18 protein-coding genes are annotated in these 21,179 nt (G+C 53.7%); 6 read left to right on the top strand and 12 right to left on the bottom strand.

The window, feature by feature from the left end; translation table 11 throughout:
• Window positions 1–33: 33 nt before the first annotated feature.
• The 5 genes from surA to apaH are packed head-to-tail and all read left to right on the top strand — an operon-like array spanning window position 34 to window position 4,431.
• Complete coding sequence (gene surA, locus AC1MDE_RS12150; RefSeq protein WP_034826072.1) at window positions 34–1,329, top strand: peptidylprolyl isomerase SurA; 1,296 nt, start codon at window positions 34–36, stop codon at window positions 1,327–1,329.
• Window positions 1,319–2,311: a 4-hydroxythreonine-4-phosphate dehydrogenase PdxA gene (pdxA, locus tag AC1MDE_RS12145; protein ID WP_058959355.1), complete on the top strand. Its 993-nt coding sequence runs from the start codon at window positions 1,319–1,321 to the stop codon at window positions 2,309–2,311. The genes surA and pdxA overlap by 11 nt, the downstream gene beginning before the upstream one ends.
• A complete protein-coding gene (rsmA, locus tag AC1MDE_RS12140; RefSeq protein ID WP_034826076.1) occupies window positions 2,304–3,128 on the top strand; it encodes a 16S rRNA (adenine(1518)-N(6)/adenine(1519)-N(6))-dimethyltransferase RsmA in 825 nt (274 codons plus the stop codon). The genes pdxA and rsmA overlap by 8 nt, the downstream gene beginning before the upstream one ends.
• A 4-nt stretch (window positions 3,129–3,132) precedes the next feature.
• Window positions 3,133–3,510 (top strand): Co2+/Mg2+ efflux protein ApaG, encoded by a 378-nt coding sequence (gene apaG, locus AC1MDE_RS12135; RefSeq protein WP_034826077.1) that lies wholly within the window; start codon window positions 3,133–3,135, stop codon window positions 3,508–3,510.
• Between the two features lie 51 nt (window positions 3,511–3,561).
• Window positions 3,562–4,431 carry a bis(5'-nucleosyl)-tetraphosphatase (symmetrical) ApaH gene (apaH, locus tag AC1MDE_RS12130; RefSeq protein ID WP_058959356.1) on the top strand — a complete coding sequence of 290 codons (870 nt, stop codon included), beginning with the start codon at window positions 3,562–3,564 and terminating at the stop codon, window positions 4,429–4,431.
• Window positions 4,432–4,616: 185 nt separating this feature from the next.
• Here the strand turns inward: apaH and folA are convergent, their stop codons facing one another.
• The 10 genes from folA to ribF all read right to left on the bottom strand — a co-directional run bounded on the left by folA (window position 4,617) and on the right by ribF (window position 18,360).
• The gene (gene folA, locus AC1MDE_RS12125) at window positions 4,617–5,096 is read right to left on the bottom strand and encodes a type 3 dihydrofolate reductase (protein ID WP_058959357.1); all 480 of its coding nucleotides are present in this window, start codon (window positions 5,094–5,096) and stop codon (window positions 4,617–4,619) included.
• A 287-nt stretch (window positions 5,097–5,383) separates the two neighbouring features.
• A complete protein-coding gene (locus AC1MDE_RS12120; RefSeq protein WP_479398011.1) occupies window positions 5,384–6,526 on the bottom strand; it encodes a porin in 1,143 nt (380 codons plus the stop codon).
• Between the two features lie 241 nt (window positions 6,527–6,767).
• Window positions 6,768–9,992 (bottom strand): carbamoyl-phosphate synthase large subunit, encoded by a 3,225-nt coding sequence (carB, locus tag AC1MDE_RS12115; RefSeq protein ID WP_058959359.1) that lies wholly within the window; start codon window positions 9,990–9,992, stop codon window positions 6,768–6,770.
• A 13-nt stretch (window positions 9,993–10,005) separates the two neighbouring features.
• Window positions 10,006–11,154, bottom strand: a complete 1,149-nt coding sequence (gene carA / locus AC1MDE_RS12110; protein WP_058959360.1) for a glutamine-hydrolyzing carbamoyl-phosphate synthase small subunit — start codon at window positions 11,152–11,154, stop codon at window positions 10,006–10,008.
• A gap of 471 nt (window positions 11,155–11,625) precedes the next feature.
• Complete coding sequence (gene dapB, locus AC1MDE_RS12105; protein WP_058959361.1) at window positions 11,626–12,441, bottom strand: 4-hydroxy-tetrahydrodipicolinate reductase; 816 nt, start codon at window positions 12,439–12,441, stop codon at window positions 11,626–11,628.
• Window positions 12,442–12,663: 222 nt separating this feature from the next.
• A complete protein-coding gene (ispH, locus tag AC1MDE_RS12100) occupies window positions 12,664–13,617 on the bottom strand; it encodes a 4-hydroxy-3-methylbut-2-enyl diphosphate reductase (protein ID WP_034826097.1) in 954 nt (317 codons plus the stop codon).
• On the bottom strand, window positions 13,598–14,068 hold the full coding sequence (gene fkpB, locus AC1MDE_RS12095; protein WP_034826099.1) for an FKBP-type peptidyl-prolyl cis-trans isomerase: 471 nt from the start codon (window positions 14,066–14,068) through the stop codon (window positions 13,598–13,600). The genes ispH and fkpB overlap by 20 nt, the downstream gene beginning before the upstream one ends.
• A 3-nt stretch (window positions 14,069–14,071) precedes the next feature.
• On the bottom strand, window positions 14,072–14,575 hold the full coding sequence (gene lspA, locus AC1MDE_RS12090) for a signal peptidase II (RefSeq protein ID WP_058959362.1): 504 nt from the start codon (window positions 14,573–14,575) through the stop codon (window positions 14,072–14,074).
• On the bottom strand, window positions 14,575–17,394 hold the full coding sequence (gene ileS, locus AC1MDE_RS12085; RefSeq protein ID WP_097118314.1) for an isoleucine--tRNA ligase: 2,820 nt from the start codon (window positions 17,392–17,394) through the stop codon (window positions 14,575–14,577). The genes lspA and ileS overlap by 1 nt, the downstream gene beginning before the upstream one ends.
• Before the next feature lie 27 nt (window positions 17,395–17,421).
• The gene (gene ribF, locus AC1MDE_RS12080) at window positions 17,422–18,360 is read right to left on the bottom strand and encodes a bifunctional riboflavin kinase/FAD synthetase (RefSeq protein WP_058959365.1); all 939 of its coding nucleotides are present in this window, start codon (window positions 18,358–18,360) and stop codon (window positions 17,422–17,424) included.
• Window positions 18,361–18,678: 318 nt separating this feature from the next.
• On the opposite strand from ribF, the gene rpsT reads away from it, so the two are divergent.
• The gene (gene rpsT / locus AC1MDE_RS12075) at window positions 18,679–18,942 is read left to right on the top strand and encodes a 30S ribosomal protein S20 (RefSeq protein WP_034826107.1); all 264 of its coding nucleotides are present in this window, start codon (window positions 18,679–18,681) and stop codon (window positions 18,940–18,942) included.
• Window positions 18,943–18,994: 52 nt separating this feature from the next.
• Here the strand turns inward: rpsT and nhaR are convergent, their stop codons facing one another.
• Window positions 18,995–19,897, bottom strand: coding sequence for a transcriptional activator NhaR (gene nhaR, locus AC1MDE_RS12070; RefSeq protein ID WP_058959366.1), 903 nt, complete (start codon window positions 19,895–19,897; stop codon window positions 18,995–18,997).
• Between the two features lie 34 nt (window positions 19,898–19,931).
• Window positions 19,932–21,110, bottom strand: a complete 1,179-nt coding sequence (gene nhaA, locus AC1MDE_RS12065; protein ID WP_058959367.1) for a Na+/H+ antiporter NhaA — start codon at window positions 21,108–21,110, stop codon at window positions 19,932–19,934.
• Window positions 21,111–21,179: the final 69 nt, after the last annotated feature.

Here is a 21,179-nt window from a genome sequence, read left to right as displayed (position 1 = left end):
ATCCCGCAGTGCGGAAACAACAATGGATAAAGTATGAAGAACTGGAGAATGCTGATTCTTGGTGTAGCGATCACCGCTAACACTGCGTTCGCAGCCCCACAAGAGGTTGATAAAGTTGCTGCCGTCGTGAATAACGGCGTGGTACTGGAAAGTGACGTTGATAACATGATGCGCACCGTGAAATCACAGGCGCAGCAGGCTCATCAACAGTTACCTGATGACAAAACCTTGCGTCATCAGATCCTTGAGCGTCAGGTCATGGATGCCATCATTCTTCAGATGGGCGAGAAAGCCGGCTTGCAGGTCACCGATCAGCAGTTAGATCAGGCTATTCAAAATATTGCCGCACAAAATAAGATGAGCATGGACCAGTTGCGTAGCCGCCTGGCCTACGACGGAATGAACTACAACGCTTACCGTGCGCAGATCCGTCAGGAAATGCTGATCTCCGAAGTGCGTAATAACGAAGTGCGCCGCCGTGTCACCATCCTGCCGCAGGAAGTGGATACGCTGGCAACGCAGATTGGTTCTCAGAACACTCAGGGTACTGAACTGAACGTGAGCCAGATCTTGCTGCCGCTGTCAGAAAATCCGACGCAACAGCAGGTTGACGATCAGGAAGCGCTGGCGCGTCAATTAGTGGGTCAACTGAAAAGCGGTGCCGATTTCGGCAAAATGGCAGTGACTTACTCTGCCGATCCGCAAGCGCTGAAAGGCGGCAACATGGGTTGGGCAAAAATTGAAGAGCTGCCTACCCTGTTCTCGCAAGCGTTAAGCACCGCGAAGAAAGGCGACATCGTCGGCCCCATCCGTTCTGGCGTCGGCTTCCACATTCTGAAAGTGAACGATCTGCGCGGTGAGAGCAAAAACATCTCTGTCACCGAAGTGCATGCGCGTCACATTCTGCTGAAGCCTTCTCCGATTCTCACTGACGCGCAGGCGCAAGCGAAGATCGAGCAGATTGCTGCAGATATCAAAAGTGGTAAAACCACCTTTGCCGCCGCAGCAAAACAGTTCTCTGACGATCCGGGTTCAGCCAATCAGGGCGGCGATCTCGGCTGGGCAACCCCGGAAATCTACGATCCGGCCTTCCGTGATGCACTGCTGAAGCTGCAAAAAGGTCAGGTCAGCGAGCCGGTACACTCTTCTTTCGGCTGGCATTTGATTCAGCTGCTGGATACCCGTCAGGTTGATAAAACCGATGCGGCGCAGAAAGAGCGTGCTTATCGTCTGCTGTTTAACCGTAAATTTGCCGAAGAAGCACAAACCTGGATGCAGGAACAACGCGCCAGTGCTTACGTGAAGATTCTGGACAACAATGGTCAGTAATTACCGTGTCGTGATCACCCCCGGCGAACCCGCCGGGATTGGTCCTGATCTCACCGTTCAACTGGCTCAGTTCGACTGGCCAGTTGAACTGGTGGTCTGTGCCGATGGCCATGTGCTGCGTCAGCGCGCCCAGCAACTGGGCTTACCGCTGACGCTGCGCGATTACCAACCTGGTGTTGCGGCACAAGCACAGCAGGCCGGTACGTTAACGCTGCTGCAGGTTGATACCGCACAGCCGATCACGCCCGGTGAATTAACCGTAGCGAATGGCCACTACGTGCTGGAAACGCTGGCGCGTGCCTGTGACGGCTGTCTCAACGGCGAGTTTGCCGCATTGATTACCGGTCCGGTGCACAAAGGCGTGATCAATGACGCCGGTATTCCGTTCACCGGCCATACCGAATTCTTCGCCGAGCGTGCCGGTGGCGATCGCGTGGTGATGATGCTGGCAACCGAAGAGTTGCGCGTCGCGCTCGCCACTACGCATTTGCCGTTAAAAGATGTCGCTGATGCGATTACTCGCGACAGCCTGCATGAGGTGATCACGATTCTGCATCAGGATTTACAGCAGAAGTTCGGTTTACCCCATCCCCATATCTTCGTCTGCGGCCTGAATCCGCACGCGGGCGAAAGCGGCCATATGGGCCGTGAAGAAATTGATACTATCATTCCGGCGCTCGACGAACTGCGTCAGCAAGGTATACAGCTTACCGGCCCGTTACCGGCTGATACGCTGTTCCAGCCGAAATACTTACAGCATGCCGATGCGGTCCTGGCGATGTATCACGATCAGGGCTTACCGGTGCTAAAATTTCAGGGGTTTGGCCGCGCGGTGAATATCACCCTTGGCCTGCCCTTTATCCGGACTTCTGTCGACCATGGTACCGCGCTGGAATTAGCCGGCCAGGGCAAGGCAGAACCGGGCAGCTTTATCACGGCGCTTAATCTCGCCATCACTATGATCAAGAGCAGTAATGAATAATCGCGTCCATCAGGGGCATTTTGCCCGTAAACGTTTCGGGCAGAACTTCCTGAACGATCAGTACATTATCGACAGCATTGTCTCCGCTATTCACCCGCAGAAGGGAGAAGCGATTGTGGAGATTGGTCCCGGCCTGGGTGCCTTAACTGAACCGGTGGGCGAACGCCTCGATGAACTGACCGTTGTAGAGCTGGACCGCGATCTGGCTGCACGTTTGCAGACCCATCCGTTCCTCGGACCGAAGCTGACCATTTATCAGCAAGATGCCATGACTTTCGATTTCTCGGCGCTGGCGCAAGAGAAAGGTCAGCCACTGCGCGTCTTTGGCAACTTGCCGTACAATATTTCGACCCCGCTGATGTTCCACCTTTTCAGCTATACTGGTTCGATTAAAGACATGCACTTTATGCTGCAAAAAGAAGTGGTCAACCGTTTGGTTGCCGGGCCAGGCAGCAAAGCCTATGGCCGTCTTAGCGTGATGGCACAGTACTATTGCCAGGTGATTCCGGTGCTGGAAGTTCCACCCGAATCCTTCACGCCTGCGCCAAAAGTTGATTCCGCCGTGGTGCGTTTGATGCCTTACCCAGAGCCACCTTATCCGGTGAGCGATATTCGCCTGCTGAGCCGCATCACTACTGAAGCCTTTGGTCAACGCCGTAAAACCCTGCGTAACAGCCTTGCACATATGTTTACTGCGGGTGCGTTGGATGAACTGAACATTGATGCCTCGCTGCGTGCTGAGAATGTCACCGTGGCGCAGTATTGCCAATTGGCGAATTGGCTGGGCAATCATCAGGCTGAAACCCCGGAGAAATAAGTGTATGAGTGAACTGGCCCGCGTCTGTATTCATGTATTGAGTCAATATGTGGAATCACAATCCTTGCCCGACGAGGATCGTTACGTGTTTGCCTACACCATCACCATACGTAATCTGGGACGAAATAGCGTTCAACTGCATAGTCGCTACTGGCTTATCACCAATGGCAACGGTCGTGAGACTGAAGTTCAGGGGGAAGGTGTGGTTGGCGAGCAACCGCACATTGCCGCTGGCGGTGAGTATCAGTACACCAGCGGTGCGATTCTGGAAACCCCTATGGGCACCATGCAAGGTCACTATGTGATGATCGACGATGAAGGTGAAGAATTTCACGTCGACATTCCGGTGTTCCGACTCGCCGTGCAAACCCACATACATTAATCCCCCTCCGCCCGGCCAGTCCGGGCGGCGCGTTTTGATCGGACTGACGTAATGAGTACATACCTGATTGGCGATATTCACGGCTGTTATGACGAGCTACGTGCGCTGCTGGCGCAGGTTGATTTCGATCCGCAGCAAGACGAGCTTTGGCTAACCGGCGACTTAGTGGCGCGTGGCCCGGGTTCGCTGGATGTGCTGCGCTATGTGAAATCGCTGGGAGATTGCGTACGACTGGTGCTCGGCAATCACGATCTGCATCTGCTGGCGGTTTATGCGGGCATCAGCCGTAACAAACCTAAAGATCGTCTGACGCCATTGTTAGAGGCGCAGGACGCGGATGAGCTGATCAACTGGTTACGTCGCCAGCCGCTGCTACAAGTGGATGAAGAGAAAAAGTTGTTGATGGCTCACGCAGGGATCACGCCGCAATGGGATCTCGACACGGCAAAACTCTGTGCACGTGAAGTTGAAGCCGTGCTGGCTAGCGACACCTATCCGCTGTTCCTGGATGCGATGTATGGCGACATGCCAAACAACTGGACGCCGGAATTGAGCGGCTTGGCGCGTCTGCGCTTCAGTACCAATGCCCTGACGCGTATGCGCTTCTGCTTCCCCAACGGTCAGTTGGATATGATCTGCAAAGAAGCCCCCAACTCTGCTCCACCGCCGCTGAAACCCTGGTTCCTTGTTCCCGGCAAGATCGGCAGTGACTACACGCAGGTGTTTGGTCACTGGGCTTCACTGGAGGGCAAGGGGACGCCTGAACACATTGTCGGCCTGGATACCGGTTGCTGCTGGGGCGGCACGCTGACGCTGCTGCACTGGGAATCGCAACGCTATTATGTGCAGGCTTCTAACCGTGAAAAGGCGATGGCAGAGAGTGCTGCCAGCGCCCATCCGCCGTTGAGCGACATGCATTAATAAAAGCCCGTCCAAATGGCCACTGAGCCACATGTCATAAACAAAAAGCCCCGCAAATTGAGCGGGGCTTTTTTCGTTCGTCATAAACGATGATGCTGAGATTTCCCGGTTGCCATAAATGGCGACACTACGACGAAATGGCACGATTTTCGTAGGTGACGCACTGATACGCACCGGGACCAGCATCAACGGCGATCTAAAATCTCAAAGCAATAACTGTGCGAGTTCTGCGCATCGGCGTCATGGAACTCGCTAAAGGTCGACTGCCACTCATCCGGCTCGTAATCCGGGAATTGGGTATCGCCTTCCACTTCGGCATCAATGTGCGTCAGGTACAAACGATCGGCACGGGCCAGCATCTGTTCGTAAACACGACCGCCACCAATCACCATCATCTCTTCTACGTCGCCCGCCGCTTTCACCGCTTCGTCCAGCGAAGTCACCCAGGTCACGCCTTCATGGGTGCCCGGCTGGCTGCTCACCACGATATTCAAACGTCCCGGTAGCGGGCGGCCGATTGATTCAAAGGTCAGACGCCCCATAATCACCGGTTTATTCAGCGTATTACGTTTAAACCACGCCAAATCAGCAGGCAGGTTCCAGGGCATGGCGTTTTCCATACCAATAATGCGATCGGCTGCCAGTGCTGCGATCAGACTAATCATGTTAAAAGACCTACAGGAAAAAAATTGGCGCCATCATACGTAAAGGCGAAAGTTTCGTCGATAGGCCGCCCCCGCTATTTGCGTAAAGCTCCTATGCGACCGCATTTTTGTTATTGGACAGAGTTTTACACCGACTTTCCCACCATACATGGAAATAGACGCCAGATTAGTCCAGCGGAACGCTACAATTCAGGGTGAAATGAGGCTTTGACGTGATGGAGTGTAAAGAAAACCGCACTGTCTGCGACAAAGGAAAACGGCTCCCGCAGGAGCCGTAGTCACGCCAATTAGAAATCGTAGCGCAGACGCACCAGGTTCATGTTACCCAGTGATTTGTCGGTGCTTGAGGTGATCACGTATTCGTAGTCCACCTGGAAGCCGTAATCCAGTTTAGTGCTGATACCGACGCCATTGTCGATACGCTTGTAGTTACGTCCATTGACGAACTCCAGACGGTCGCCCATGAAGTAAGGCTGAATAGACTTGACCGCGTACTGATTGATAGCGAATTTGTAGCCAGCAAAGTACTCCACGCCCCACGCATCATCGGCGAAGTAGTTGTTAACGGTGTTCTTCTTGGTTGGTGAGAAGTTCTGATACCAGCCTGCACCTGCAGACAGCGTCCAGTTATCCGGGGTCCAGCTCAGCGCGGTACCGTAGATGTTCTGGTCATAGTCTTTGCTTTCACCGGTGCCTGGGTTATGGATATCTGCACGGGTGTAGTTCCATGCCGTGCCCCATGCCAGATCTTTGGTGATGTGATAGTTCACACCCAGTGAGCCGCCGCCTTTACGCTTGTAACGCAGGCCGTTGCCTGGCAGGTAGTTGTTATCTTCAAACAGGTATGAAGCATAAACATCAACGTCGCCGAAGGTGTTTTTGTACTTCAGCATCTTACGTGAACGGTATGAACCGTCGTAGTCACCGTTGATACCGTTGCCCGGTGCCTGAGCCAGCATGTCGTAGTCCCAGATATCGGTCTTCGCACCGACCACATCATAGTAAACACTGTTCTGCTGACCAAAGGTCAACTGACCCCAGGTTTTGCTCTTCAGACCCGTGTACAGCTGACGACGCGTGGTGTTGTTCTGGCCATCGGCATAGTGGTTATCCCAACCCCACCAGGCCGGGAAGTTCACGCCCAGCTCGTAGTAGCTGACCCAGCTGATGTCATCAAACAGGTAGTAATCCGCGGAAAAACGGAAACGTGAACCACCATCGTAGCCGTTACGCTTGTACGATTGGTCACTGACGCCAGCCTGATGCTGGAACTGAGGACGAATACTGCCGCCGACTTTGAAATCAAGACGACTAAGTGGATCGCCTGTCTGCGGATCCTGCTTCAGCAGGGTAATTTCCGCCTGGCTGGCGAGAGGCGCAGCAACTAATAACGCAGCCACTGCGCTGAGGGTGAAAGCACGCATTTTCATTTTTTATATCCCAGTTAAGGTGAGCGCTCTATTAATGAGCGTCCGAGATAGTAAGGTGCGCTTACCGGAATCGTATTTATAAATTTGTGCGAATAATCCGACATGTAACCAGTACCGCATCAACTGATAAAAACTATGTCAAATCAATATATTTTTCACACATAACCTTATTCAATCAATGATAAACAGGCGAAAAAAAACGGCTCCCAAAGGAGCCGTTTTCAGTCGGTCAACTTATTGATTAACCTTTGATTTGCGCATGCATTTCCTGCACTGAAATCACTTTCTCTGTCGGATCTGCATTCAACGCCATCGCGGTAGCAAATCCACCATTCAGCGTGGTGTCATAATGCACTTTATATTGCAGTGCACTGCGGCGAATCAGTTTGGAATCTTCAATCGCCTGACGACCTGCGGTGGTATTGACGATGTAGGTGTATTCGCCATTCTTCAGACGGTCCTGAATGTGTGGACGACCTTCATGCACCTTGTTAACCAGACGTGGGTTGATACCGGCTTCACCCAGCACCACAGCGGTGCCGTGTGTGGCGTCCAACTCGAAGCCAAACTTCTGCAGCTTCGCCGCCAGGTCAACGATACGTTTCTTATCGCCTTCGCGCACAGACAGTAACGCACGACCGGTTTTCTTCATGTTGCTCTGCGCACCCAGCATCGCTTTGGCGAACGCTTCCGCAAAGGTACGACCGACACCCATCACTTCGCCGGTAGAACGCATCTCTGGACCAAGAATCGGGTCAACACCCGGGAACTTGTTGAACGGTAGCACCACTTCTTTCACCGAATAATACGGTGGAATGATTTCTTTCGTGACGCCCTGCTCAGCCAGGGTTTTACCTGCCATCACGCGCGCAGCCACTTTCGCTAAAGGTACGCCGGTCGCTTTAGACACGAATGGCACGGTACGCGCCGCACGTGGGTTCACCTCAATCAGGTAAACCTCGTTGTCCTTCACTGCAAACTGCACGTTCATCAAACCGCGTACGTTCAGCTCGAAAGCCAGTTTCTCGACCTGTTGACGCATCACGTTCTGGATTTCAGTGCTCAGCGTATAAGCCGGCAGTGAACAAGCGGAGTCACCTGAGTGAACGCCGGCTTGTTCGATGTGCTCCATGATGCCGCCAATCAGCACACGTTCACCGTCGCAAATCGCATCCACGTCGACTTCCACTGCATCATCCAGGAAGCGGTCCAGCAGAACCGGCGCATCATTGGAAACCGAAACCGCGGTCTGGAAGTAACGCTTCAGGTCGATTTCATCATAAACGATTTCCATTGCACGACCGCCCAGCACATAGGAAGGACGTACCACCAACGGATAACCGATACCTGCCGCTTTCTCAACAGCTTGCTCCAGCGTAGCCACGGTGGCGTTAGCCGGTTGCTTCAGGCTCAGGCGATCAACCGCCTGCTGGAAACGTTCACGGTCTTCAGCACGGTCAATCGCATCTGGGCTGGTACCTATCACGGGCACACCTGCTGCTTCCAGCGCACGAGCCAGCTTCAGCGGGGTCTGGCCGCCATACTGCACGATGACGCCTTTAGGCTTCTCGATGCGCACGATTTCCAGCACGTCTTCCAGCGTCACCGGTTCGAAGTACAAACGGTCGGAGGTGTCGTAGTCAGTCGATACGGTTTCCGGGTTACAGTTCACCATAATGGTTTCGTAACCGTCGTCGCGCAGCGCCAGTGCCGCATGTACGCAGCAGTAATCGAACTCGATACCCTGACCGATACGGTTTGGACCGCCGCCCAAAATCATGATTTTGTCACGATCCTGGTTTGGATTGGCCTCGCACTCTTCTTCATAAGTGGAGTACATATAAGCGGTATCGGTGGAGAATTCTGCCGCACAGGTGTCTACGCGTTTGTAGACTGGGTGCAGGTTGAACTGCTGACGCAGTTTGCGAATTTCGCTCTCTGCCACGCCCGCCAGGTTTGCCAGACGCACGTCAGCAAAGCCTTTGCGCTTCAGTGCACGCAGGAAATCAGCATTCAGTGAGTTGACACCTTCACGCGCAACCTTCTCTTCCAGACGTACCAGCTCTTCGATTTGCACCAGGAACCAGCGGTCAATGTTAGTCAGGTTGAACACGCCATCCACCGACATCCCGGCACGGAACGCATCCGCAATGTACCAGATACGGTCAGAACCGGCATCTTTCAGCTCACGGCGGATGCGGGTCAGGGCTTCGGCATCATCCAGATCCACTTTCGGGTCGAAGCCGTTTGCCCCCACTTCCAGACCGCGCAGCGCTTTCTGCATTGATTCCTGGAAGGTGCGGCCAATCGCCATCACTTCACCCACAGATTTCATCTGCGTGGTCAGGCGGTCATTGGCACCAGCGAACTTCTCGAAGTTGAAGCGAGGAATCTTGGTCACAACGTAGTCGATTGACGGCTCAAACGACGCCGGCGTACGACCGCCGGTGATGTCATTCATCAGCTCATCGAGAGTGAAGCCCACCGCCAGTTTCGCGGCGACTTTTGCAATCGGGAAACCGGTCGCTTTGGAAGCCAGCGCCGACGAGCGCGACACGCGCGGGTTCATTTCGATAACCACAAGACGGCCGTCTTTTGGGTTAACCGAGAACTGCACGTTAGAACCACCGGTTTCCACACCGATTTCACGCAGTACCGCCAGCGAGGCGTTACGCATGATTTGGTATTCTTTATCCGTCAGGGTTTGCGCCGGTGCCACGGTGATCGAGTCGCCGGTGTGGATACCCATCGCATCGAAGTTTTCGATTGAGCAGACGATGATGCAGTTGTCGTTTTTATCACGCACCACTTCCATCTCGTACTCTTTCCAGCCAATCAGCGACTCATCAATCAGCAGCTCATTGGTAGGGGAAAGATCCAGGCCACGCTCGCAAATCTCTTCGAACTCTTCGCGATTGTAAGCGATACCGCCACCGGTGCCGCCCATGGTAAAGGAAGGACGAATGATACACGGGAAGCCAACATCTTCGGCCACGGCCAGTGCTTCTTCCATGGTATGCGCGATACCGGAACGCGCGGTGCCGAGGCCGATGCTTTTCATCGCCACGTCGAAACGGCGGCGGTCTTCAGCTTTATCGATGGCATCCGCGGTCGCACCGATCATGGTGACGCCGAACTCAGCCAGCACACCCTGACGCTCCAGCTCCAGCGCACAGTTCAGTGCAGTCTGGCCACCCATGGTCGGCAGGACCGCATCCGGGCGCTCTTTTTCGATGATCTTACGTACTACTTCCCAGTGAATCGGCTCAATATAGGTCGCATCGGCCATTTCCGGGTCGGTCATGATGGTGGCCGGGTTGGAGTTGACCAGAATGACGCGGTAACCCTCTTCACGCAGCGCTTTACACGCCTGTGCACCGGAGTAGTCAAATTCACATGCCTGGCCGATAACGATCGGGCCAGCGCCAAGGATCAGGATGGATTTTATGTCTGTACGTTTTGGCATCGTGGGCTCCTGATTACTTCGCGTTAGAACGGTAAGCTTCGATCAGTTCGATAAAGTGATCGAACAGCGGCGCCGCATCGTGCGGGCCTGGGCTCGCTTCAGGATGTCCCTGGAAGCTGAAGGCCGGTTTATCTGTGCGGTGAATACCTTGCACCGTCTGGTCGAACAGCGACACATGCGTGACACGCAGATTCGCTGGCAGCTGGCTGTCATCAACCGCGAAACCGTGGTTCTGCGCGGTAATCATCACCACATTGTTGTCGAGATCTTTGACCGGGTGGTTGCCGCCGTGGTGACCGAGTTTCATCTTCACGGTTTTTGCACCGCTTGCCAGCGCCAGCAGCTGATGGCCGAGGCAAATACCAAACACCGGAATATCAGTTTTCAGGAAGGCCTGAATGGCGTTGATGGCGTAATCGCAAGGCTCCGGGTCACCAGGACCGTTCGACAGGAAAATGCCGTCTGGATTGAGTGCCAGCACCTCTTCTGCGCTGGTCTTTGCCGGGACAACCGTCAAACGGCAACCGCGATCCACCAGCATGCGCAGGATGTTGCGCTTAGCGCCGAAGTCATAGGCGACAACGTGGAATGGCAGCTCTGCAGCCGTTTTCTGCTCAGGCAAATCCCCTTCCAGTGTCCAGCTACCCTGCTGCCACGCGTAAGTTTCCGCCGTGGTCACTTCTTTCGCCAGGTCCATGCCTTTCAAGCCCGGGAAGGCCTGCGCTTTTTGCAGCGCCAGTGCCGCATCCGGATTATCACCCGCGATAATGCAGCCGCTCTGAGCGCCCTTCTCGCGTAGCAAACGGGTCAGTTTGCGCGTGTCGATATCGGCGATGCCGACAATGTTATTGCGTTGCAAGTAAGCTGACAGGCTTTCTTCACTACGGAAGTTGCTGGTGATCAGCGGCAGGTCGCGAATAACGAGGCCTTGAGCATGGATTTGGCTGGATTCTTCATCGGCGGCATTAACGCCAACATTGCCGATATGGGGATAAGTGAGGGTAACGATTTGGCGGGAATAGGAAGGATCAGTGAGGATTTCTTGATAACCAGTCATTGACGTGTTGAAAACGACTTCCCCCACTGCCGACCCCGTTGCCCCGATGGCCCGACCGTGGAATTGGGTTCCGTCTTCCAGAACCAAGAGCGCTGACTTAATCAAAACATCCTCCAGGGAATAAACAGTCACAATATTTGCATATTAATTCAAAATACATGTCCGAATCAATGCAAAATCCGCCTGAATGCTCGAATTTTGGCAAATTGCGCGCATTCTAATGATCGACCTTCAGCTTGTCTACCCTGAGTGGCTATTTTTTTGTATTTTTAAGGCTTTTGAATGTTAAAAAGCGAGAAAGGCGATAAAAGAGTGAGATAAGTGAGGAAAATAAACGGTTGCTAAGCGGCAATAATCGCAAACACGTGCTACCGCGCATAAATTTTTGACCAAATGGTCAAAAATCGCATCTTACTGACCTCCCGATAGAACTAAACATTGAAAAATAGACATCAAAAGACAAAAATACAATTAAGACATCATTTTAATAAGTAAAATAAAGGGCAATGATCACATTGCCCTATTCAATCATCATCTTACCGATTGAAATAACCACATCACGATGGTTCACAACACTCACAACATCGATAAATCCAGCACATCCCGCATATCATAGAGGCCAGATTTCTTGTTCTTCAACCAATTTGCCGCCTTAACTGCGCCATTAGCAAAGGTCATGCGGCTGGAAGCCTTATGGGTAATCTCTACACGCTCGCCAATATCAGCAAACATCGCAGTATGCTCACCGACGATGTCGCCCGCGCGCACGGTAGCAAAACCGATGGTCTGTGCTTGACGCTCGCCGGTATGGCCTTCGCGTGCGTAAACCGCGTGCTCGTCTAATTTCCAGTTCATGGCATCGGCAATCGCTTCGCCCATCGCTAACGCGGTACCTGATGGTGCATCAACTTTATGACGGTGGTGTGCTTCCACGATTTCAATATCCGCGTAGTCACCCATCACTTTGGCTGCCTGCTGCAGCAGGTTCAGCACCAGGTTCACGCCCACGCTAAAGTTGGCGGCAAACACAATGCCGATCTCTTCCGCAGCGGCGCAAATCGCTTCTTTGCCCGCTTCATCAAAACCGGTGGTGCCGATCACCATCGCTTTATGATGCTGGCGGCAGAACGCCAGATATTCCAGCGTGCCTTCCGGGCGAGTAAAGTCGATCAGCACATCAAAATCATCGACCACTTTCAGCAAATCATCGGTAACGGCAATACCGGTTTTACCAATGCCAGCCAGTTCACCTGCGTCAGCTCCCAGCAGTGAAGAACCGCTACGTGCCAGCGCTGCGCCCAGCGCAACCCCTTCCGCTTGCTGCACGGCCTGAATTAAATTGCGTCCCATGCGGCCTGGCGCACCAACGATAGCAATGCGGATATCACTCATAATTATTCATTCCTGATACAAATCTATGCATGCAAAGCGTAAACAGGTTAACGGTCAGATAACCGTCACGCCACAATAAAAAAGGGATAATAAGAATTTTATGCCAGCCGCCAAACATTATCAGTAAAAGCAATCCCACCTGCTGGAAGTGGTCTATTTGGCGACGACAGATAAAGAAAAGGCCGAACGATGTCGGCCTGATTCTGTTTCGATAGCAAACGCTTACTGGACGTTGCGCACTTCGACACGCAACTCTTTCGGCACTTCAAACACAATGTTCTCTTCGCGGCCAATCAGCTCAATCGCGGCTTCGCCACCATACTCTTTCAAGCGCTGAATCACCTGCTGCACCAGAATATCCGGTGCCGAGGCACCCGCCGTCACACCGATGATCTGCTTGCCTTTAACCCACTCTTCCTGAATGTCATCTGCTGAATCGATCAGCTTCGCCAGTTTCCCCGCACGCTGTGCCAGTTCGGCCAGACGGTTGGAGTTAGAGGAGTTTTTCGAGCCCACCACCAGCACCACTTCCGCATCACGCGCCAGAACACGCACGGCTTCCTGGCGGTTAGTCGTGGCGTAACAGATATCATCTTTGCGTGGGCCAATAATTGCCGGGAAGCGCTGACGCAGTGCATCAATCACATCTGACGTATCATCAACCGATAAAGTTGTCTGCGTCATGAAGCACAGATTGCCTTCGTCCTTAACGCTCAGCTTGAACACATCTTCCGGTGACTCCACCAAATACATGCCACCGTTGGGGTTGTTGTACTGCCCCATGGTGCCTTCCACTTCAGGGTGTCCGGCATGACCAATCAGAATGGCTTCCACACCTTTACGGCTGGCGCGCGCCACTTCCATATGTACCTTGGTCACCAGCGGACAAGTGGCGTCAAACAGCATCGTGAGATTGCGCGCTTTCGCTTCCGCCCGCACCGCCTGAGAAACGCCGTGAGCAGAGAAGATCAGGATGGCATCGTCCGGCACTTCGCTGATCTCTTCAATGAAGATCGCTCCCCGATCGCGCAAGCTGCTCACCACGTAGCGGTTATGTACCACTTCGTGACGCACGTAGATCGGTGCACCGTACATCTCCAGCGCGCGCTCTACAATACTGATGGCGCGATCCACGCCTGCACAGAAACCGCGAGGGTTAGCTAACAGGATTTGCATCGCTGGCCTCCAGTACCGGATCGATCTCCAGCACTTCAATTTCAAACTGAATGCGCTGACCGGCTAACGGGTGGTTGAAATCAACGGTGATCGAGTCACCGGAAATTTCACGGATCACACCCGGCATCTCGCTACCACCTCTGCCGCTGAACAGCATGATGGAACCGACTTCCGGTTCGCCAGCATCTTTAAAGTCACGGCGCGAAAAGTACTGAACCAGGTCCGGACTGGTGCCACCAAAGGCATCTTCCGGTGCCAGCGTAAAGGCATGCTTATCGCCGACTTTACGCCCTAACAGTTCCTGTTCCAATGCACCAGACAAGCTGCCATCTCCCAGACGGAACAGCGCTGGTTTGCCGTTGGCGCGTGTTGATTCCGCTGTTGAGCCATCTTCCAGCTTCAGCGTGAAATGCACCAGCAACGCGCTATCGCGCTGTACGGACTCAGTCATTTGTTACCCTTTCTCTTTGACCTGTTTGTCTTTCGGCGTGAGGAATCCTTCCAGCACCACCAACGCCGCACCAATACAGATACCGCAGTCAGCGATGTTGAAGGTGGCGAAATGCCAGTCACCAACGTAGAAGTCGATGAAATCCACCACGAAGCCGTGATATGCACGGTCAAACAGGTTACCCAACGCCCCGCCGATAATCAGCGCGTAGGCAATATTGGTTAATTTGTGACTTGCACGGTTGCGATACATCATCACCACCAGCGCGACCACAATCGCAATCGCGATGCCGGCAAAGAACCAACGCTGCCAGCCACCTTTATCCGCCAGGAAGCTGAACGCCGCGCCATAGTTGTGCGCGTAGAACAGATTCAGGAACGGTATCAGCGGCTGAGTTTCATGCAGCATCATGTTATTCATGATCCACTGCTTGCTGGCGAAATCGACCACGATCACCACCAGCACCAGCCACAACCAGCGCAATCCGGTAGAGCAGAGTTTACTCATCAGGCAAATTTCCGCACTTCACCGTTGCCGGCTACGTTGGTGTAACAACGTCCACAGACCGCAGCATGCTCCGGATTCTGGCCAACGTCAGTAGTGTAATGCCAGCAACGCGGACATTTCTCGCCTTCTGCTTTATGCAGTGCGATTTTCAGACCTTTCAGTACTTCGCTTTGCTGCGCTTCATCGCTGGCAGTGGCGTAATCCGCCACCGTCGCGCCGGAAGTCAGCAGGACAAAACGCAGCTCATCGCCCAGCGCCTGCAGTTTAGCGGCCAGTTCAGCATCCGCGTAAAGCGTTACTGTGGCTTCCAGTGCGCCACCGATACGTTTATCGCTACGCGCCTGCTCGATCACTTTGTTGACTTCGCCGCGCACTTTCAGCAGCTCATCCCAATAAGCGTCGTTCAGTGCTTCGTTATCTGCCAGACCAAACAGGCCTTCATACCACTCTTCGGTGAATACGTATTTAGCACGTTCACCCGGCAGGTAGCCCCAGATTTCATCAGCAGTGAAGGACATGATTGGCGCCATCCAGCGCACCAGCGCTTCAACAATGTGCCACAGCGCGGTCTGGCAACTGCGACGCGCCAGGCTGTCACCTTTCGCGGTGTACTGACGATCTTTAATCACATCAAGATAGAACGAGCCCATTTCGATGGAGCAGAAGTGCATCAGACGCTGCACTACTTCATGGAAATCGTAGTTCTCGTAAGACTGGACGATGTCCTGCTGTGCAGCCAGCGCACGGCCAACCGCCCAGCGATCTACCACCACCATCTCTTCGGGTTTCACGCAATCGGTCGCCGGGTTGAAGCCCGCGAGGTTAGCCAGCAGGAAACGCGCGGTGTTACGGATACGGCGATAGCTGTCCGCTGCACGTTTCAGGATCTCATCGGACACCGCCATTTCACCGGAGTAATCCGTTGAGGCGACCCACAGACGCAAGATATCCGCACCCAGTTTGTCCATCACATCCTGCGGAGCCACGGTGTTACCGATGGATTTCGACATTTTGCGGCCCTGACCGTCCACGGTGAAACCGTGCGTCAGTACCTGACGGTAAGGCGCTTTGCCTTTCATCGCCGTCGAGATCATCAGCGAAGACATGAACCAGCCACGATGCTGATCTGAACCTTCCAGATACATATCCGGCGCATGGCCACCAAATTCTGGGCGCGCATCGACCACAGAGTAGCTGGTTGATCCTGAATCGAACCACACATCCAGCGTATCTGGCACTTTGACATAGTGATCAGCGTCATCGCCCATCAGATCGCGCGGATCGAGATCCCACCATGCCTGAATGCCATCCTGCTCAACGCACTTCGCGACTTTCTCCATCAGCTCCAGCGTATCCGGGTGCAGCTGCTCGGTCTCTTTATGCACGAACAGCGCCATCGGCACGCCCCAGGTACGCTGACGTGAGATACACCAGTCTGGGCGGTTCGCCACCATCGCTTCGATACGCGCCTGGCCCCAATCCGGGATCCACTGCACGCCTTTGATCTCTTTCAGCGACTGCGCACGCAGGCCTTTCTGATCCATGCTGATGAACCACTGCGGGGTGGCACGGAAGATGATCGGGGTTTTGTGACGCCAGCAGTGTGGATAGCTGTGCAGCAGTTTCTCAACGTGCAGCAGTGCGCCTTTCTCTTTCAGCAGCTCAACGATCATGTCGTTGGCTTTAAAGACATTCACGCCGTCCAGCGTTGGATAGGTGCCTGGCAGGTACGCGCCATCCGGGCCGACCGGGTTAGCGGTTTCCAGACCGTATTTCTGGCCGATCACATAGTCATCTGGGCCGTGGCCAGGTGCGGTATGCACTGCACCGGTACCCGCTTCCAGCGTAACGTGCTCGCCCAATACGACTTTGGATTGGATCTGCTCAAGGAACGGGTGCTGGAACAGCTGCAGCTCAAGTGCCGCACCGTTGCATTCGCCCAGTACTTTCCACTCAGTGATGCCCGCGCGCTTCATCACACCCTCAACCATCTCTTTGGCGAGGATCAAGCTGCGGCCTTCGATTTGCAGCAACTGGTATTCGAACTCAGGATGCAGTGAGATACCGCGGTTGGCCGGCATGGTCCACGGGGTAGTGGTCCAGATCACCAGAGAAACCGGGCCTTCAGAGGCGGCAACGCCAAACTTCGCGCGCACCGCATCGGCATCGACGGCGTTAAACATCACGTCGATAGATGGGGAGGTTTTGTCGTAGTACTCCACTTCCGCTTCAGCCAGCGCCGAGCGGCAATCCATGCACCAGTGCACCGGCTTCGCGCCTTTGTGCAGGTGGCCGTTGCCAATGATTTTACTCAGCGCACGAATGATGTTGGCTTCGGTTTTGAAGTCCATGGTCAGGTAGGGACGATCCCAGTCGCCCAGCACGCCGAGACGGATGAAGTCTTTCTTCTGGCCTTCAACCTGTTCAGCAGCGTAGTTGCGGCAGGCGGCACGGAATTCCGCGGCGGAGACTTTCTCGCCTGGCTTACCGATCATCTGCTCAACTTTGTGCTCGATAGGCAAACCATGGCAGTCCCAACCCGGCACATACGGCGAGTCATAGCCCGCCATGCCTTTCGACTTAACGATAATGTCTTTCAGAATCTTGTTAACGGAGTGACCAATATGAATGCTGCCGTTCGCGTAAGGAGGGCCATCATGCAAAATAAAGGTTTTTTTCCCTTTTTTGGCTTCGCGGATGATACCGTACAGGTTGTCATCAGTCCAACGTTGCAGCATTCCCGGTTCGCGTTTGGCCAGATCGCCACGCATCGGGAACCCCGTTTCCGGCAAATTCAGGGTAGATTTATAGTCACTCATCAGATTCTCGGTTCCGTATTTCGGTCATTAAGCCGGTGCGTTAAGCCCAAAAAATTGGCGGGCCGTCACCACATCTTTCGCAATTTGTTCTTTCAACGCGTCCAGCGAAGCGAAACGCTGTTCGTCGCGAATCTTCTGTTTCAGCACCACCTCAATGTGGTGGCCATAAAGATTCATATGTGTGTCAAGCAGATGAACTTCAAGCTGCTGACGCAGACCTTTTACCGTCGGACGTGTGCCAATGTTGGCCACGCCAGCGATGGGCTTGTCGCCCAGGCCTAACACTTCTACCGCAAACACCCCTTTCACCGGCGTTACTGTGCGGCGTAATGGAATGTTAGCGGTGGGGAAACCAATGGTGCGCCCCAGTGCATCACCGTGCACCACGCGCCCTGAAATGCTGAATGGATGGCCCAGCAGCGCTTCCGCCTGCGCAAAATCATCCTGTGCCAGTGCCTGACGTACCGCCGTGCTACTGATACGCGCACCGCCATCACAATAGGTCTGGGTGCTGATGACGTCGAAGCCATACTCGACACCGGCTTTCTGTAATAACAGGAAATCTCCCTGGCGACCAGCGCCAAAGCGGAAATCATCACCCACTGCGAGAAACTTCACGTTGAGTTTATCGACCAGCAGTTCTGCGATAAAACTTTGTGCGGAGTGTGCCGCAAAACGGCGATCAAAGCGGACGCAGAGCACCGCATCAACACCCGCCAGCTCGAGATACTTCAGCTTCTCGCGCAAACGAGTCAGGCGTGCCGGGGCTTTGTCACCGGCAAACAATTCAAGTGGTTGCGGTTCAAACAGCATCACCACCACCGGCAGATTGCGTTGACGTCCTTCAGCAATCAACTCCGCCATCAATGCCTGGTGGCCGCGATGTACGCCGTCAAAATTGCCAATGGTCAGGACGCAGCCGCGATGCTGCTCTTTCAGATTATAAATACCGCGGATAAACTTCATGGCTGACTCAAACCGGTGGAAATCGGCGGATTATACCCTTGAATGGCCTTCAGGTTAACCCGTCTGCGTGCCTTTCCTGCGTATGGTGCGGCTTAATGCGCACGCAACCCATTGCTCAGGCAGGTAATGAAGATTTTTAATGCGAAATACTGTATTCAGCGACGTGTTGCTGGTAGAATCCTGCGCCATCAATTACGTAATCAAGCGCCGTTGCTAAAACGACGCTTATTTGCACAAATCCATTGACAAAAGAAGGCGCAAAAGGCATAGTCCTCGGCCTTTGATTTGTCCATATAGATCACATTTGGGAGTTGGACCTTGGCTAATATCAAATCAGCTAAGAAACGCGCCGTAACATCTGAGAAACGTCGCAAGCATAACGCAAGCAACCGTTCAATGATGCGTACTTTCATCAAGAAAGTATACGCGGCTATCGCAACAGGCGACAAAGCTGCTGCGCAGAACGCATTCAACGAAATGCAACCAATCGTGGACCGTCAGGCTGCTAAAGGTCTGATCCACAAAAACAAAGCTGCACGCCATAAAGCAAACCTGGCTGCACAGATCACCAAACTGGCTTAATCGCCTGTTAGGTTATCGCTTTGTCGAAAGAACCGGCGCTTAGCCGGTTTTTTTATGCCTGCGATTTAGCATTAAAGAGTGCGCTGAAATCACGATTGCAGATGCGTTGCACCGCCGGATGTTGAATCATACGCTCGGCAAAGATCACGTGATACTCCTCCATGACCGCCTCCAGGCGCCCTATTTCACGGATCGTATCATCGCGATAGATCTCAGCGCCATAGAGTGTCGGCGCGACAAAAATCGCATTGTTCTGCGCACCAAAGGCCTTCATCAAAGCCGCATCATCAAACTCACCCAGAATATCCACCTGCAACCCCTGGCTGTGAATCCAGTTCAGCAACTTACGGCCGAGCATCGAGCGACGCCCGGGAATGAGCAGGCGACGCTGCTCTAAACATGCCGGGAAAGGACGATCGGGCAGCGGTGCATTGCACCAGAAACTGACTGGGCATTCGCCGAGTTTCACTGAGAACAAACCTTCCTGCTGAGTGGAGTCGATTGGGCAATCCGAGACAATCATGTCGAGCTTGTGCTGGCTCAGTTGCTCCAGCAACATCTCGTGCGTTGACTCGAAACAGCGCAGATGAATTTTCTCCTCAGACACCACGGCCGCTTCCAGCACTTTGCTCACCAGTGGCTTCGATAATGCATCCGCCACACCCACGTCGAACAACAGATGCGACTCTTTGCGATAGTTAACGATATCCAGCATCTCCTGGCTGAGCATGAACATGCGATCGGCGTAGCGAAACACCAATTGTCCGAGTTCATTAGGCACTAAACCACGTCCCTGCCGACGAAACAGCGCGCCACCCAATTGCTCTTCCAGTGCCTTAATCTGACCCGTCACCGTTTGGGGCGTCAGGCACAGGACATCAGCGGCGCGTACCACGGAGCCGGTTTTGCACACCTGCCAGAAATAATAGAGATGATTGAAATTGAGCTGATTCATTATAAAAAAAGGAGGCTTACGCCTCCTTCCCTGTTTATCGCAGTTTGATACGCAGCAGCGTGTAACCAATTACTGCCGACAGCAGCGAGCCACTGAGGATACCGAGTTTCGAGAAGGTCACCAACTGCTCATGTGCGGCGTCAAAGGCCAGTGAACTAATGAAGATCGACATGGTGAAGCCAATACCACACAGTACACCGATCGCCATGATATCGCGTATTGTGGTGCCGTTCGGCAACACCGCCAGTCGCCACTTCACTGCCAGCCAGCAGAACAACGTGATGCCCAGCGGTTTACCGATCAACAGGCCGAGGATAATGCCCAGTGGCTCCGGTGACAGCACGTCGCCAAAGGTAATGCCACTTAAAGAGATACCGGCGTTAGCGAAAGCGAACAGCGGCAGAATCAGCCAGTTCACCCAGGGCATCAAACCGTGTGCCAAATGTTCTGCAGGCGAATGGCCATCCTTCTCTTCCAGCGGCACGAAGAAGCCCACGATCACCCCTGCCAGCGTGGCATGCACGCCGGATTTAAGCACAGCGGTCCACAGCACCACGCCCACCAGCATGTAAATCGCAATGTTACGCACACCGCAGCGGTTCAATATCGCCAGCAATACGATAGCGCCAGCTGCGACGCTCAGCGACAGCACCGAGAGATCGCTGGTATAGAACAGCGCGATGATCACGATAGCGCCGAGATCATCAATAATCGCCAGTGCCATCAGGAACACTTTCAGTGCGGCAGGTACGCGGCTGCCGAGCAGTGCCAGCACACCTAAAGCAAAGGCAATGTCAGTGGCAGTTGGGATCGCCCAGCCGTTGCGAGCGATTTCATCAGCATGATTGAAACCGAAGAAGATCAGCCCGGGAACCACCATACCACCGAGCGCTGCAATCACCGGGAAGATGGCACGGTCGCGACTGGCTAATTCACCAATCATCAGCTCACGCTTCACTTCAAGGCCGATTAACAAGAAGAACAACGCCATCAACGCATCATTGATCCACAGCAACAGGTTTTTGCTGATATCCAGTGCGCCAAAACGAATTTGCACCGGCTCAGCGAGGAACGATTGATAACCTTGCGCGGTTTCTGCACTGTTGGCGAGGATCATTGCCGCAACAGCGGCAATAATAAGCACGATGCCGTTGCTGGCATCACTCGCGATAAAGCTCTTCAGTAAGCTTCGAATACTACGGGGTTTGTTCACAACTCCTCCTGAGCAGGACAATTTTTAGCGGCTAGTTTAGCGGCGTAAATACCTCGTTAAAAGCAGCTT

It is taken from the genome of Pantoea folii, assembly GCF_056678875.1.
Note: the sequence above shows the minus strand (reverse complement) of the source record. Positions and strands in the feature narration are given on the sequence as shown.